We start from the raw sequence: 14,849 nt of genomic DNA, 5'->3' as shown, positions 1-14,849 counted from the left end.
CAAACTTCGGGAAGAATTTCATCGACACACGCCATTGCGTGCCGTTGGGATCAGGTTCGAAGAAACCAGGGCGCGGCTCAAGCAATTTTGCTGCAATGCAGCGTAATTTTCTGCGATTGCGCTGTATGGCGCTGGAGGCTGCCTAATTTTTAGGCGTCAGATATCCTGAGGGTCAAAAATGCGCCCGTCCAGAAACGCGTCCCGTTTCAGTGACAATTGCCCGTTATGCGAGGCGACCGGGGTGGTTTCCCGAATCGCGCCTTCAAGTTTTTCCGACGCACCGGGCAGGTCGGCCCCGATATCGGCCAGTTGATTGCGGTAGATGTCGCTGCGAAATACGCTCCCTGCCTGCGCCCGCGCCAGATGTGGGTCCAGACCGTACCGTGCGGCCAGACGCTGGGCGATCCACTTGGCCTGACTGCGCCATGGAAAGTTCGCCGCCCCGTCGTGGAATTCGAGGAAGCCGGGAACTTTGCGCTGTTCCGCCTGCCCCGAGATGGTGAAGCGACCCGACAAGGCCCGGTCAATCAACTCCGACGGCAGGTTCAGGTAGGTATCGCGCGCCAGTATCTCTGCGGCGGCGGTTTGGCTGCCCGGCTGGCCCAGCCAGCGACCGGCCCGCCAGACAGCCCGCATCAGCTTGCCCAGCAGGTGCGGTTCGGTCTCGGCCCATTCGGTGCGCACGGCCAGCACCTTTTCCGGGGCAAAGGCCCAGATCGCCTGACCGGGCAACAACAGCGCCCCCGCCTGCGATTCCACCGCGACCGAGCCCCAGGGCTCGCCCACGCAGAACGCGTCCACATCCCCTTCGGCCAGCGCCTGCGCCATCAATGGCGGGGGAATGGTGCGTACCTCGATCCCGACCGCTGATAGTTCGGTGGCCTCAAGCCAGCAATGCAGCAGTTCCACATGTAGCGAGAACGGGAAGGGCACGCCAAACACCAAAGGCCGATCCGCAACCGAAGCCAACGCAGTGGCGGCCTTGAACGGGTCATGGAAGTCGAAGCCGTAGCCCGTCTCACGCAGTCGCGTTTCCAGTGCCCGGCTGATCCCGATGACATCGCCGTTCACCGACAGGACCGAGACTGCGGACAAGGGCTGAGTCACTCCACCCAGTCCAAGCGCCATGGCGACCGGCACCGGTGATAATAAATGCGCCGCATCCACCCGGCCAAAGGCCAGCATGTCGCGAACGGATGACCAGGAGGGCGCGGCAATCAGCTCCAGCTCAACCCCTTCGGCGCGGGCCAGGCCCATCTCATGCGCCACGATCAACGGGGCGGCATCGACCAAAGGCACATAGGCGACGGGCAGGGTGACCGCGTTCATGACAGCAACCCCGAGGCCGTCACCAGCGCTTCGGCCACGTCGGCAACGCGGCGGCCCTGATCCATGGCGGCCTTGCGCAGCAGGGCATAGGCCTCTTCTTCCTCGATCCCGCGGGCCTTCATCAGCAGCCCCTTGGCGCGGTCGATCACCTTGCGTTCTTCCAGCGCGCGTTTGGTCTCGGCCAATTCACGGCGCATCTGGCGGACGATCTGAAAGCGGGCAATGGCGGCGTCCAACACCGGTTTCAACCGGTCGGGCTGCATCCCGTCGACCACATAGGCCGACAACCCGGCTTCGATCGCGGTTGAGGCCAGATCCCCCGCCGCGCCCGACACGAACATCGCCACCGGGCGCTCCAAGGGGCCCGAGGCCAGCGTCAGTTCCTCAAGCATGTCACGAGTGGGATTGTCGATATCGATCAGCACCACATCCGGCACCAGCGCCGCGATCTTCCGCGCCAGGCTCGAGACATTGCCGATCACATGCACATCATAAGACCCGGACGTCTTGAGCGCGTCGACGATGGCAATCGCGCGTTCGCGGTCTTCTTCAACAACGACAATGGTCAGCGTGTCTGGCATGGCTTCTTTTCACCGGCGCGTTGCTTGTTCACAAGGGATCGGGCGCGATTCTGTCCATGTCTCGCCTGCACTGCCTAAAAAACAGTCAAATGCCTAGGGCGTGGCATTCGGAAGGCATCGATTTGCCGCCTATCGGAAACTTGTGACCGCAAGCGGCACGAATGAAGTCGTCGTTTTTTGCTTCCAAAGCGTCTTTTTTGCTTGCTGCACCGCGGCGGGCTTTCTAGGTGTTGAGGTGGGACACCCCTCCCCAACGAGGGGCGTGTATCTGGAAGGGTAATACACATGACTATCGAACAACCGGCAACGCGGCCGGCGAATCCGCGTTTTTCCTCGGGCCCCTGCGCCAAACCCCCCACATTTGATCTGACCAAACTGGCCGATGCCGCGCTGGGCCGGTCGCACCGTGCCGCGGTCGGCAAGGATAAGCTGAAGGCGGCCATCGAAGGCACGCGCGAAGTGCTGGGCATTCCGGCGGATTACAGGATCGGCATCGTTCCCGCCTCGGACACCGGCGCGGTCGAGATGGCCCTGTGGTCGCTGTTGGGCGAACGCAAGGTCGAGATGCTGGCCTGGGAAAGCTTTGGCTCGGGCTGGGTGACCGATGTGGTCAAGCAGCTGAAAATCGATGCCGAGGTGAAGACGGCAGATTACGGGCAGATCGTGGATCTGGCCTCGGTCGATTTCGCCAATGATGTTGTGTTTACATGGAACGGTACGACTTCGGGCGTGCGGGTTCCGAATGGCGACTGGATCGCTGATGACCGCCAGGGTCTGACGATTTGCGACGCGACCAGTGCAGCCTTTGCGATGGATTTGCCCTGGTACAAGCTGGATGTGACCACGTTCAGCTGGCAGAAGGTGCTGGGCGGTGAGGCTGCGCACGGGATGCTGATCCTCAGCCCCCGCGCGGTGGAGCGGCTGGAGAGCTACACACCCGCATGGCCGCTGCCGAAGATTTTCCGCCTGACCAAAGGCGGCAAGCTGATCGACGGCATTTTCACCGGGGCCACCATCAACACGCCGTCGATGCTGGCGGTCGAAGATTACCTTTTCGCGCTGGACTGGGCGCGCTCGGTCGGTGGTCTGCAAGGCCTGATCGCTCGCGCCGATGCCAATGCCGGGGCGGTGCACGCGTTCTGCGATCAGAACGACTGGATCGCCAACTTGGCCGAGGACACGGCGATGCAGTCGAACACATCTGTTTGCCTGAAATTCACCGATCCGCGCATTCAGGATGGTGCGACATTCGCCAAGGCCGTGGCCAAACGGCTGGAGGTCGAGAATATCGCGCTGGACATCGGCGCCTATCGCGACGCGCCTGCGGGCCTGCGCATCTGGTGCGGCGGTACGGTCGAAACCTCGGATATTGAGGCGATGCTGCCCTGGCTGGCCTGGGCCTACGAGGCCGAGATTGCAGCACAAACCGAAGCTGCCTGACCTTTTTTCACCGGGCCTCTTCAGGCCCGGCTTCTCTTACAATTCAAGGACCAGAGAATATGGCCCCCAAAGTACTCGTATCTGACAAGCTCAGCGAAACCGCCGTGCAGATCTTCCGCGATCGCGGCATCGACGTGGATTTCATGCCCGATTTGGGCAAGGACAAGGACAAGCTGGCCGAGGTGATCGGCCAGTATGACGGCCTTGCCATCCGCTCGGCCACCAAGGTCACGCCGACTCTGCTGGAAAAAGCCGACAACCTGAAGGTCATCGGCCGCGCCGGGATCGGAACCGATAACGTCGATAAGGACGCTGCGTCCAAGAAAGGCGTGATCGTAATGAACACGCCATTTGGCAACATGATCACCACGGCCGAGCATGCAATTGCAATGATGTTCGCCGTGGCGCGGCAAATCCCCGAGGCCAGCACCTCGACCCATGCGGGCAAGTGGGAAAAGTCCAAGTTCATGGGGATCGAGCTGACCAACAAGACACTTGGCGTCATCGGGGCCGGGAACATTGGCGGTATCGTCTGTGAACGTGCCTTGGGCCTGAAAATGAAAGTGGTCGCCTATGATCCCTATCTGAGCGAAGAGAAAGCCGCCAAGATGGGCGTCGAAAAGGTCGAACTGGACGAGCTGCTGTCGCGCGCCGATTTCATAACCCTGCACGTGCCGCTGACCGATCAAACCCGCAATATCCTCAGCCGTGAGAACCTCGCCAAGACCAAGAAGGGCGTGCGTATCATCAACTGCGCCCGTGGGGGTCTGGTCGACGAAGGGGCGCTGGCCGAGGCGCTGACTTCCGGTCATGTTGCGGGCGCGGCCTTTGACGTATTCAGCGAGGAACCGGCGAAGGACAACGCCCTGTTCAACCTGCCGAACGTGGTCTGCACGCCTCACCTTGGTGCAGCGACGACCGAAGCGCAGGAGAACGTGGCGCTGCAGGTGGCTGAGCAGATCTCGAACTACCTGCTGACCGGGGCGGTGGAAAACGCGCTGAACATGCCCAGCGTCACCGCCGAAGAGGCCAAGGTCATGGGGCCGTGGATCAAGCTGGCCGGTCATCTGGGCAGCTTCATCGGTCAGATGACAGATGAGCCGGTTAAGGCGATCAACATCCTCTATGACGGTGTCGCAGCCGAGATGAACCTGGCCGCCCTGAACTGTTCCGTCGTTGCCGGGATCATGAAAAAGTTCAACCCGGAAGTGAATATGGTGTCGGCCCCGGTTGTCGCGAAAGAGCGCGGGATTCAGCTGTCTACCACCAATCAGGACAAGACCGGAGTCTTTGACGGCTACATCAAGGTCACCGTGGTCACCGACAAGCGAGAACGCTCGATCGCCGGTACCGTGTTCAGCGATGGCAAACCGCGTTTCATCCAGATCAAGGGCATCAATATCGACGCCGAGGTGGGCGCGCACATGCTTTATACCACCAACGAAGACGTGCCGGGCATCATTGGTACTCTGGGTCAGACCATGGGCGAGAATGACGTGAACATCGCCAACTTTACCCTTGGCCGGTCCGAGGCCGGAGGTGAGGCCATTGCGCTGCTTTATGTGGATGAGCCGGTTCCGGCCGAAGCACGCGCCAAGCTGGCGGAAACCGGGCTGTTCACCCAGATCAAACCGCTGGAGTTCGATGTCGCCTGAGCGGTGTTGAATTTCTGAGACAATCCGTACCCGCGCCACTCAAGGCGCGGGTATTTTCTTTCCCAGCGGCCGGAAACGCGCCAAAAGCAGGGTACTCACTTTGCCCAAGGATTTTTCATGACCGCGCCCATCTATGCCGTTGGCGATATTCACGGTCAGCTTGCGATGCTGGAAAACGCGCTGCGCCTCATCGAGAAGGATGGCGGGCCGGATGCGCGCGTCGTGTTTCTGGGGGACTACGTGGATCGTGGCCCCGACAGTTGTGGTGTGTTGGACCTGTTGATCGAGGGGCAGCGCGCGGGTCGGAATTGGGTGATGGTCAAGGGCAACCACGACCGGATGATGGCCCGGTTCGTGCAGGATTGTGAGATTGCCGACAATCGCCTGCCCATCACGCTCAGCTGGCTTCACCCGCGTCTGGGCGGGCGGGAAACGCTGGGTTCATACGGTGTTGAGGTCGTGGATGAAGACCGCATCTTTCAGGTCAATGAACGCGCCTGCGCCGCGGTGCCACCCGCGCATATCGATTTCATCAATGCGCTGCCGCTGTACCATCAGGAAGGGGAGTTGCTGTTCGTCCACGCCGGCATCCGCCCCGGCATTCCGCTGGAACAACAGGCCGAGGATGATCTGGTCTGGATACGCCATGAGTTTCTGCGTGACCCCGGCCCGCATCCATGGCTGGTGGTGCATGGGCACACACCGGTGGACCGGGCCGAACATTGCGGTACCCGGATCAATCTGGACGCGGGTGCGGGCTATGGCCGTCCACTGGCCACTGCGGTATTCGAAGGCCGGGACTGCTGGCTGCTGACCGAGGCCGGGCGGGTGCCGCTGACCCCTAACCCTTGGTGAACAGGTCCTTGTAGTCTTCGCGCAGGACGTTTTTTTGCACCTTGCCCATGGTGTTGCGCGGCAATTCATCCAGCACGATCAGCTTGCGGGGATGTTTAAACCGGGCCAAGGCGTCCTGCACATTGGCCAGAATGGCCTCGGGGTCCGGGGACTGTCCCGGTTCGGGCACCAGAATACCCACCGGGGTTTCGCCGAAATCCGGGTGTGGCACGCCGATCACCGCGCTTTCCAACACGCCGGGCTGATCATCCAATACCAGTTCGACCTCTTTGGGATAGATGTTGTAGCCGCCCGAGATGATAAGGTCCTTGCCGCGGCCAACAATGTGGACATAGCCGTCTTCGTCCACACGCCCTAGGTCTCCGGTGATAAAGAACCCGTCTGGCCGCAGTTCGGCGGCGGTTTTCTCGGGCATCTGCCAATAGCCCTCGAAGACGTTGGGGCCGCGCACCTCGATCATGCCGATCTCACCCTGTGGCAGGGTTTCACCCGTTTCGGGATGGGTGACCTTCAGGTCCACATCCGGCAGGGCGAAGCCAACTGTGCCCGCACGACGTTCGCCGTCATAGGGGTTCGAGGTGCTCATGTTGGTTTCGGTCATGCCATAGCGTTCAAGGATGCGGTGGCCGGCGCGGGCCTGGAACCGCTCATGGGTTTCCGCCAGCAACGGGGCCGAGCCGGAGATGAACAGCCGCATATGCTGCGTCAGATCGCCGGTGAAGCGATCATCGTCCAGCAGGCGGGTGTAGAAAGTCGGCACCCCCATCATCGAGGTGGCCTGCGGCATCAGGCGCAACATGTCCTCAAGATCGAACTTCGGCAGAAAGATCATCGACCCGCCCGAGGCCAGCACCACATTCGTCGCCACAAACAGCCCGTGGGTGTGAAAGATCGGCAGGGCGTGCAGCAACACGTCATCGGCTGTGAACCGCCATTCCTGCACCAGCGTCTCGGCGTTCGACAACAGATTAGCCTGTGTCAGCATCGCTCCTTTGGATCGCCCTGTGGTGCCCGAGGTGTAAAGGAACGCGGCCAGATCGTCTTCGGTGCGGCGAACAGGCTCGAACGCGGGCAACATGCCCATGGACCGCCGCATCAGGCTGCCGGACCCATCGGCGTTCAGCGTCTCTAACCTTGCGCTTTGGGCAGCGGCGATGGGGGCGAGACCATCAGCTTTCGCATCGTCGCAGACGACCAGCTTGGCGCCGCTGTTTTCGATGAAATACTGTAGTTCGGCCGTGGTGTAGCCGGTGTTCAGCGGCAGAAAGATCAGCCCGGTCTGCGCGCAGGCGGCATAGAGCGCCAGCGCCTCGGGTGATTTTTCAACCTGTACGGCCACCCGCTCGCCGGGGCCCAGCTCATACCCGTTGAGGGCGTTGGCGATCTGCGCGGCCATATCCAGAAAGGCGGCATGGGTCAGGGTCTGACCATCGGGCAGGTAAAGAAACGGGGTGTCCTTGCCCGCGTGAATGCCAAACAGCCGGTCATAAAGCGGGTTGCCCATGTCGTTATTCCTTTGCGCCTGCTCAATACCGGGCCGAATCTGTCCCGGAATTGGTAGGCGGTAAAGTGGAAATCGGGCCGGGGATCAGAATTCCGTGGTCATCCGGTAGCCCGCGGCAAAGAACATCTTGGCAAAGGTCACCGGTTCCCCCTGCAGCCATGTGATCCGCTCGCCGGTAAAGACCGGCTCGCCCTCTGGGACGTCCAGAAACCCGGCGACCGTAGCATCGGCGCGGCTGGCCAGAAAGCTCAGCTCGACATTGGTGAAGGGCACGGTCTGGATCAGCCACTCATTCGGGCCGATCTGAGAGAAATCCGCCTGTTCCACCTGCGGCACCGAGTCGGCAACGATCCACCGGTCCTCGTACTGAAACGGGGTATTGCCATTGAAATGCATACAGCGCACATGCACCACGTTTTGCCCCGGTTTCAGGGCCAGGCGGGCGCTGAGCCACTCGGGTGCAGGCTCTGATTTGGAGGAAACCAGCGCATAGCGATAGGTGCCGCCCAGTGCCTCGACCTCATCCCGGACCATAGGGATGGTGAAGCGTGCCTGCCGTTGCGGTGCGCTTGCCACGCGGGTACCGGCCTTGCGGCGACGCTCCAGATAACCTTCATCGGCCAGCTCCCGCAGCGCCCGGTTGACCGTGGTGCGAGTGCAGGAGAACTCGACGGCCAGTTCCTGTTCGTTGGGCAGCAGCGCATCGGGCTGCCATTCGCCGGACCGGATGCGCGCCAGCACGGTCTGTTTGATGTCTTTGTAACCGGTGGTGTCACTGGATTGAGGCATGGCGCAGCTTTAGACCGAGGCCAGCAGGTCCGCAATCGCGGATCGGTAAGCGGGAATGATCTGGTCGCGGGCAACATGACGGCCCTGTTTCACCCTATGCCGCCCGGCAGACCACAGATCGGTGACCAGCCCGTCTGGTGCGGCGAAACACAGCCCGTCCAGCAGTTGATCATCGCTGAGCGCGCAGAGGGTCGGGTGGTTGCGGTTGACTGCCACCAGATCGGCCAGTTTACCCTCGGCAATCTCACCCGCGTCGCGGCCAAGGGCCTGCGCCCCCCCCAGTGCTGCCTGTGTGTATAGCGCGTGACCAACCGAACCCTCGCTGACCAGAACGGCCCGCTGCTGGTCGCGCAGGCGCTGTGAATATTCCAGTGTGCGCAGCTCTTCGGGCAAAGAAATTCTGATATTAGAGTCTGATCCAACGCCAAAACGCCCGCCCTCAGCGGTGTAAACAGCGCCGTTGAATATACCGTCACCCAGATTGGCCTCGGTGATCGGACACAGGCCCGCGACGGCCCCCGACCGGGCCAGGGCGGCCGTTTCGGCGTCAGTCATATGGGTTGCGTGGATCAGGCACCACCGTGCGTCTACCGGCACATTGTCCAGCAGCCAGGCCACTGGGCGCTGACCCAGCACGGCCTGAACATCGCGGACTTCCTGCACTTGTTCGGCGATGTGGATATGCACGGGGCCTTCGGGTGCGGCCCTCAGCAGCTCGGTCAGGTCCGACGGGGAAGTCGCGCGCAAAGAATGTGGGGCAACCCCCAATTTAGAGTCTGTTTCAGGTAATGCTGTGTGGCAATCGTCGACCAGTTCGAGGAACCGCTCCACATCATTGCCAAAGCGTAGCTGCCCGCCCGAGAGGGACTCTTGTTTGACGCCGCCATAGGTGTAGAGCACAGGCAGATGGGTCAGACCGATCCCCGTTTGCTGCGCGGCGGCAAAGATGCGCTGGCTGAGTTCGGACAGTTGGTCATAGGGCGCACCGCCGGGTTGGTGATGGACATAGTGGAACTCACCAACCGAGGCATACCCGGCCTCCTGCATCTCCATGAACACCAGCGCGGCGATGGCTTCGATCTGCTCCGGCGTCAGACGGTCCAAAAAGCGGTACATCAGATTGCGCCAGGTCCAGAAACTCTCACGCCCGGCCGCACGGGTTTCGGTCATCCCGGCCATGGCGCGCTGAAAAGCGTGGCTGTGCAGGTTCCCCATGGCCGGCAACAGCACATCCACCCGCTCGTCCCCGGGCTCGGCGATGGCCTGTGTCTGTATGTGTCTGATGCGCCCGTGATTGACCGCGATCCGCACATCATGAGCCCAATCAGAGCCTAATAAGGCAGTTTTTGCATGGATCGGCATTTCGGCTCCAATTTGTGTAGACTTTATATTTTTATAAGTATACGAAAAAAATCAAGCAAGAGGGGAGCCGAAAAGAATCGCCATGACCAGAAAATCGGTCCTTACCAGCGCCGTGATGGCCACGATGTCCGAAGGGGATACGCCCTATGGGCTCTGCCGGGATGCGGCGATTGCCATTGATGGAGCAGATATCGTCTGGGCCGGAGAGCAAAAGGCCCTGCCCGCTGAATACACCGCTTGGCCGGTTGAGGATTTCGGCGCGCGCCTGATCACGCCCGCCCTGATTGATGCGCATACCCACGTGGTGTTCGGCGGCAACCGCGCCACCGAGTTCGAGATGCGCCTGAACGGGGCCTCGTATGAGGAGATCGCCCGCGCGGGCGGCGGCATCCTGTCCACGGTTAATGCCACGCGGTCGGCAAGTGAGGCGGAATTGCTTGCCGATGCTCTGACCCGGGTGGATGCCTTGATGGCCGAGGGCGTGTGCATGATCGAGGTCAAATCCGGCTATGGGCTGGATACGGAAACCGAGTTGAAGATGCTGCGCGTGGCCCGCCGGATCGGCGAAGCCCGCCCGATCCGGGTCAGAACCAGCTTTTTGGGTGCCCATGCAGTGCCGCCCGAATATGCCGACCGGGCCGATGACTACATCCACAAGGTCTGTATCCCAACCCTGCGCGCCGCCCATGCCGAAGGGTTGGTGGACGCGGTGGACGGGTTCTGCGAAGGGATCGCCTTTACCCCCGCCCAGATCGCGCAGGTTTTCGATGTGGCGCAAGACCTCGACCTGCCGGTGAAACTTCACGCCGAACAATTGTCCAATCTGGGTGGCGCCCGGCTGGCGGCCTCTTACGGGGCTTTGTCGGCGGATCATATCGAGTATCTGGATGCCGAAGGCGTGTCGGCCATGGCCAAGGCGGGCACCGCAGCGGTACTGCTGCCAGGTGCGTTCTATACCCTGCGCGAAACGCAGGTGCCTCCGATTGACGTGCTGCGCCAGCATCGGGTTCCGATGGCGCTGGCGACGGATTGCAATCCTGGTTCCTCTCCGCTGACCTCGCTTTTGCTGACGATGAACATGGGCTGCACGTTGTTCCGTATGACGCCCGAGGAGGCTCTGGCTGGTGTCACCCGCAACGCCGCGCGCGCGCTGGGGGTCAGTGATGCGGGTCAGATCACTTCGGGCCAGCGGGCGGATCTGGCGGTCTGGGATATCGCTCATCCTGCCGAGCTGTCTTATCGCGTCGGCTTCAATCCCCTGCACAAACGACTATTTGGAGGGCGGGAATGATGCCACTGTCATTGCAACCCGGTCAGGTGAAGTTGGCTCAATTGGCCGAAATATATTGGGACCAACCGGCAGCCACACTGGACCCTGGCTGCAAACCCGCCGTCGAGGCGGCGGCGCGGCGCATACAGGCCGCCGCTCAGGGCGAGGCAGCGGTGTATGGTGTCAACACTGGCTTCGGCAAACTGGCCAGTCACAAGATCGCGCCCGAAGATACCTCGACCCTGCAACGCAACCTGATCCTCAGCCATTGTTGCGGTGTTGGCCCGGCCGTGCCCCGCCGCGTGGCCCGGCTGATGATGACGCTCAAGCTGTTGTCTTTTGGCCGCGGCGCCTCGGGTGTGCGCTGGGAGTTGGTCGAGCTGCTGCAGCAGATGCTGGCCCGCGGCGTCACACCGGTGATCCCGGCGCAGGGGTCCGTGGGTGCGTCTGGCGATTTGGCGCCGCTTGCCCACATGACCGCAGTGATCATCGGCGCGGGTGAGGCCGAGGTGAACGGAGACATCCTGCCGGGCGCTCAGGCGCTAAATTCGGTCAGGTTAGAGCCGATTCAACTGGGTCCCAAGGAAGGTCTGGCCTTTATCAACGGCACGCAGTTTTCTACCGCTTATGCGCTGGCCGGATTGTTCGAGGCCTGGCGGGTGGGGCAGAATGCGTTGGTCATTTCGGCCCTGTCGACCGATGCGATCATGGGATCCACTGCGCCTCTGCGGCCCGAAATCCACACTCTGCGCGGCCATCGCGGCCAGACCGAGGCTGCCAACGCCATGCGCGCCGTTCTGGCCGGGTCGGAAGTCCGGGAAAGTCACCGGGAAGGCGACACGCGCGTGCAGGACCCGTATTGCATCCGTTGCCAGCCGCAGGTCACCGGGGCGGCCATGGATGTGATGCGCCAGGCGGCCGCGACGCTTGAGATTGAGGCCAACGCCGCCACTGACAACCCGCTGGTCCTAGAAGATGGGATCGTATCGGGCGGCAACTTTCATGCCGAGCCGGTGGGGTTCGCCGCCGACATGATCGCGCTCGCCCTGTCCGAGATCGGGGCCATCGCCCAGCGCCGCATCGCGCTGATGGTGGATCCGACGCTCAGCTTTGACCTGCCTCCCTTCCTGACCCCCGATCCGGGGCTGAATTCCGGTCTGATGATCGCTGAGGTTACCACAGCTGCGTTGATGAGCGAGAACAAGCATCTGGCAAATCCCTGCGTCACCGACAGCACCCCAACATCGGCCAATCAGGAGGATCACGTCTCGATGGCCGCACATGGCGCGCGGCGTCTGACCCGCATGGTCGAGAACCTGGCTTACATTCTTGGGGTCGAACTGCTCTGCGCGGCGCAAGGGGTCGAGTTTCGCGCACCGCTCGGCACCAGCGCCCCGTTGCAGCAGGTGATCACCCGTGTGCGGGCGGACATTCCCGCGCTGGCCGAGGATCGCTATTTGGCGCCCGAGTTGGAGGCCGCAAAACAACTGGTTGCCGACGGTGCAATCCTACGGGCCGTGGGCACCCCAATGCCGGAGCTTACGTGATGCAGGTGGTCAGCGTACAGCGCGGGGACAGCCCGATTGTGCTGGGCCAGCCCCATGGCGGGACTTTCGTGCCCGAAGACCTCGCGGCCAGTCTCAACGACACAGGGCATGCGCTGGCGGACACGGATTGGCATATAAACAGGCTCTATGAAGGGATATTGGCCGATGCGACCGTGGTGCAATCCCATGTCCATCGCTATGTCATCGACGCCAATCGCGATCCCGAAGGGGTGTCGCTTTACCCCGGCCAGAATACAACGACGCTGGTGCCTCTGACCGATTTTGACGGACACCCGATCTGGCTGGATGGCCAGGAACCCTCAGTCGACGAGATCGGCCTGCGACGGCAGGCCTATCACGCGCCCTATCACGCGGCACTTGCCGATGAGTTGCAGCGCGTGCGCGACCGTCATGGTGTGGCGGTCCTGTTCGATTGCCATTCGATCCGCAGCCACATTCCCTACCTGTTCGACGGCACTTTGCCGGATATGAATATCGGAACGGATGGCGGGGCGACTTGCTCGTCAAAAATAGAGTCTGTTGCAAAGAAATTTGCAGGGTCCTCCCCCTATAGCACCGTTTTGAACGGCCGGTTCCGGGGCGGATGGACCACGCGACACTATGGTCGCCCGGCCGAAGGCATACACGCCGTTCAGATGGAACTGGCGCAGTCTACCTACCTGTCCACCGAGGCTGCCCCGTGGAGCTATGACGCCGCCAAAGCCGACCGCCTGCGCCGTTGGCTGCGCGATATTCTGGATGCCATCCAAGACACCGCATTGGAGCTTACGCAATGACCGACCCTCGCAAGAACACCCGCGACATCTTTCCGCCGACCGGCCCCGAGCTGAATGCCAAGAGCTGGATGACAGAGGCCCCGCTGCGGATGCTGATGAACAACCTGCACCCCGATGTGGCCGAAAACCCGCATGAGTTGGTGGTTTATGGCGGCATCGGTCGCGCGGCGCGCACCTGGAAGGATTTCGATACTATCGTGGCCGGTTTGAAGGATTTGGAGGGGGATGAGACCCTCATCGTTCAGTCCGGTAAACCCGTTGCGATCATCCGCACGCATAAGGATGCGCCGCGGGTGCTGATCGCCAATTCCAACCTTGTGCCCCACTGGGCAACCTGGGACCATTTTAACGAGCTCGATAAGAAGGGCCTGATGATGTACGGCCAGATGACCGCTGGCTCGTGGATCTATATCGGCACGCAGGGTATCGTTCAGGGCACTTATGAAACCTTTGCCGAGGCCGGGCGTCAGCACTATGGCGGTGACCTGACCGGCAAGTGGATTCTGACCGGTGGCCTGGGTGGCATGGGCGGCGCGCAGCCGCTGGCCGCCGTCTTTGCCGGGGCTTGCTGTCTGGCAGTCGAATGCAACCCGGACAGCATCGATTTCCGCCTGCGGACCAAATACCTCGATGAAAAGGCGGAAACGCTGGACGAAGCGCTTGAGATGATCGACCGCTGGACCAAGGCGGGCGAGGCGAAGTCCGTGGGGCTGCTGGGCAATGCCGCCGAGATTTTCCCCGAGATTTACCGCCGCATGGCCGAAGGCGGGATGCGCCCCGATATCGTCACTGACCAGACCAGTGCCCATGATCCGATCAACGGTTATCTGCCCTTGGGTTGGACTATGGCGCAATGGCGTGAAAAGCGGGAAACAGACCCTAAATCAGTGGAAAAGGCCGCTCGTGCCTCGATGAAACAGCACGTGGCTGCGATGGTTGATTTCTGGAATGCGGGCGTTCCGACGTTGGATTACGGCAACAACATCCGGCAGGTGGCGCAGGATGAAGGGTTGGAGAACGCTTTTGCCTTCCCCGGCTTTGTTCCGGCCTATATCCGCCCGCTGTTCTGCAAGGGGATTGGCCCGTTCCGCTGGTGCGCCCTGTCCGGCGACCCCGAGGATATCTACAAGACCGACGCCAAGATGAAGGAGCTGTTCCCCGAGAACGAGTACCTGCACCGTTGGCTGGATATGGCGCGGGAGCGGATCGCGTTCCAGGGCCTGCCCGCGCGTATCTGCTGGATCGGGCTGGGGGATCGTCACCGTGCCGGGCTGGCCTTCAACGAGATGGTCGCCAATGGCGAGCTGAAAGCGCCGGTTGTCATTGGTCGCGACCATCTGGACAGCGGTTCGGTCGCCAGCCCCAACCGCGAAACCGAGGCGATGCTGGACGGCTCGGACGCGGTCTCAGACTGGCCCTTGCTGAACGCGTTGATAAACACCGCCAGCGGGGCGACCTGGGTATCGCTGCATCACGGCGGTGGGGTCGGTATGGGGTTCAGCCAGCACGCGGGCGTGGTGATCTGCGCCGACGGCACCGAAGACGCCGCCCGACGGCTGGAGCGGGTTCTGTGGAACGATCCGGCCTCAGGCGTGTGGCGTCATGCGGATGCGGGGTATGAGATCGCCAAGGACTGCGCCCGCGCACATGGTCTGCGCCTGCCCGGCATCCTGGGGTAAACGCATAAGGTCTCTGGTGAATTGGCTGTCTCTGCGATATG

The 14,849-nt window shown here is 61.9% G+C and carries 12 protein-coding genes; 7 read left to right on the top strand and 5 right to left on the bottom strand.

Annotated features, from left to right (window positions below; all coding sequences use genetic code 11):
* Positions 1 to 156: 156 nt before the first annotated feature.
* Together GOX88_RS10375 and GOX88_RS10370 are read right to left on the bottom strand one after the other, a co-directional pair.
* Entirely contained in the window at positions 157 to 1,329 is a 1,173-nt protein-coding gene (locus GOX88_RS10375; protein WP_170401092.1) for an ABC transporter substrate-binding protein, read from the bottom strand.
* Positions 1,326 to 1,910 carry an ANTAR domain-containing response regulator gene (locus GOX88_RS10370; protein ID WP_170401091.1) on the bottom strand — a complete coding sequence of 195 codons (585 nt, stop codon included), beginning with the start codon at positions 1,908 to 1,910 and terminating at the stop codon, positions 1,326 to 1,328. Before GOX88_RS10370 ends, GOX88_RS10375 begins: the two co-directional genes overlap by 4 nt.
* Before the next feature lie 285 nt (positions 1,911 to 2,195).
* Between GOX88_RS10370 and GOX88_RS10365 the strand changes: the two genes are divergently transcribed.
* From GOX88_RS10365 to GOX88_RS10355, 3 genes are all read left to right on the top strand, one after another.
* Positions 2,196 to 3,350 carry a phosphoserine transaminase gene (locus GOX88_RS10365; RefSeq protein ID WP_170401090.1) on the top strand — a complete coding sequence of 385 codons (1,155 nt, stop codon included), beginning with the start codon at positions 2,196 to 2,198 and terminating at the stop codon, positions 3,348 to 3,350.
* A 59-nt stretch (positions 3,351 to 3,409) separates the two neighbouring features.
* Complete coding sequence (gene serA, locus GOX88_RS10360; RefSeq protein WP_170401089.1) at positions 3,410 to 5,005, top strand: phosphoglycerate dehydrogenase; 1,596 nt, start codon at positions 3,410 to 3,412, stop codon at positions 5,003 to 5,005.
* Between the two features lie 117 nt (positions 5,006 to 5,122).
* Positions 5,123 to 5,860, top strand: coding sequence for a metallophosphoesterase family protein (locus GOX88_RS10355; protein ID WP_170401088.1), 738 nt, complete (start codon positions 5,123 to 5,125; stop codon positions 5,858 to 5,860).
* On the opposite strand, the gene GOX88_RS10350 is transcribed toward GOX88_RS10355, so the two are convergent.
* The 3 genes from GOX88_RS10350 to GOX88_RS10340 all read right to left on the bottom strand — a co-directional run bounded on the left by GOX88_RS10350 (position 5,847) and on the right by GOX88_RS10340 (position 9,515).
* Positions 5,847 to 7,364: a malonate--CoA ligase gene (locus GOX88_RS10350; RefSeq protein ID WP_170401087.1), complete on the bottom strand. Its 1,518-nt coding sequence runs from the start codon at positions 7,362 to 7,364 to the stop codon at positions 5,847 to 5,849. The genes GOX88_RS10355 and GOX88_RS10350 overlap by 14 nt on opposite strands.
* Before the next feature lie 84 nt (positions 7,365 to 7,448).
* On the bottom strand, positions 7,449 to 8,153 hold the full coding sequence (locus tag GOX88_RS10345) for a GntR family transcriptional regulator (protein ID WP_170401086.1): 705 nt from the start codon (positions 8,151 to 8,153) through the stop codon (positions 7,449 to 7,451).
* Positions 8,154 to 8,162: 9 nt separating this feature from the next.
* Positions 8,163 to 9,515: a formimidoylglutamate deiminase gene (locus GOX88_RS10340; RefSeq protein WP_170401085.1), complete on the bottom strand. Its 1,353-nt coding sequence runs from the start codon at positions 9,513 to 9,515 to the stop codon at positions 8,163 to 8,165.
* Between the two features lie 82 nt (positions 9,516 to 9,597).
* On the opposite strand from GOX88_RS10340, the gene hutI reads away from it, so the two are divergent.
* The 4 genes from hutI to hutU are packed head-to-tail and all read left to right on the top strand — an operon-like array spanning position 9,598 to position 14,808.
* On the top strand, positions 9,598 to 10,806 hold the full coding sequence (gene hutI / locus GOX88_RS10335) for an imidazolonepropionase (RefSeq protein WP_170401084.1): 1,209 nt from the start codon (positions 9,598 to 9,600) through the stop codon (positions 10,804 to 10,806).
* The gene (gene hutH, locus GOX88_RS10330; protein WP_437436422.1) at positions 10,803 to 12,332 is read left to right on the top strand and encodes a histidine ammonia-lyase; all 1,530 of its coding nucleotides are present in this window, start codon (positions 10,803 to 10,805) and stop codon (positions 12,330 to 12,332) included. Before hutI ends, hutH begins: the two co-directional genes overlap by 4 nt.
* Positions 12,332 to 13,129 carry an N-formylglutamate deformylase gene (hutG, locus tag GOX88_RS10325; protein WP_170401083.1) on the top strand — a complete coding sequence of 266 codons (798 nt, stop codon included), beginning with the start codon at positions 12,332 to 12,334 and terminating at the stop codon, positions 13,127 to 13,129. Before hutH ends, hutG begins: the two co-directional genes overlap by 1 nt.
* Positions 13,126 to 14,808, top strand: coding sequence for a urocanate hydratase (gene hutU, locus GOX88_RS10320; protein ID WP_170401082.1), 1,683 nt, complete (start codon positions 13,126 to 13,128; stop codon positions 14,806 to 14,808). The genes hutG and hutU overlap by 4 nt, the downstream gene beginning before the upstream one ends.
* The last annotated feature ends 41 nt before the right edge of the window (positions 14,809 to 14,849 follow it).

This window comes from Ruegeria arenilitoris, assembly GCF_013030985.1.
Lineage (GTDB): Bacteria > Pseudomonadota > Alphaproteobacteria > Rhodobacterales > Rhodobacteraceae > Ruegeria > Ruegeria arenilitoris_B.
The sequence above is the reverse complement of the archived record's forward strand: the minus strand, read 5'-3'. Positions and strand labels throughout refer to the sequence as shown.

Coding starts and splice junctions, on each gene's coding strand:
- GOX88_RS10375 (WP_170401092.1), bottom strand. CDS start 1,329: ATGAACGCGGTCACCCTGCCCGTCGCCTATGTGCCTTTGGTCGATGCC.
- GOX88_RS10370 (WP_170401091.1), bottom strand. CDS start 1,910: ATGCCAGACACGCTGACCATTGTCGTTGTTGAAGAAGACCGCGAACGC.
- GOX88_RS10365 (WP_170401090.1), top strand. CDS start 2,196: ATGACTATCGAACAACCGGCAACGCGGCCGGCGAATCCGCGTTTTTCC.
- serA (WP_170401089.1), top strand. CDS start 3,410: ATGGCCCCCAAAGTACTCGTATCTGACAAGCTCAGCGAAACCGCCGTG.
- GOX88_RS10355 (WP_170401088.1), top strand. CDS start 5,123: ATGACCGCGCCCATCTATGCCGTTGGCGATATTCACGGTCAGCTTGCG.
- GOX88_RS10350 (WP_170401087.1), bottom strand. CDS start 7,364: ATGGGCAACCCGCTTTATGACCGGCTGTTTGGCATTCACGCGGGCAAG.
- GOX88_RS10345 (WP_170401086.1), bottom strand. CDS start 8,153: ATGCCTCAATCCAGTGACACCACCGGTTACAAAGACATCAAACAGACC.
- GOX88_RS10340 (WP_170401085.1), bottom strand. CDS start 9,515: ATGCCGATCCATGCAAAAACTGCCTTATTAGGCTCTGATTGGGCTCAT.
- hutI (WP_170401084.1), top strand. CDS start 9,598: ATGACCAGAAAATCGGTCCTTACCAGCGCCGTGATGGCCACGATGTCC.
- hutH (WP_437436422.1), top strand. CDS start 10,803: ATGATGCCACTGTCATTGCAACCCGGTCAGGTGAAGTTGGCTCAATTG.
- hutG (WP_170401083.1), top strand. CDS start 12,332: ATGCAGGTGGTCAGCGTACAGCGCGGGGACAGCCCGATTGTGCTGGGC.
- hutU (WP_170401082.1), top strand. CDS start 13,126: ATGACCGACCCTCGCAAGAACACCCGCGACATCTTTCCGCCGACCGGC.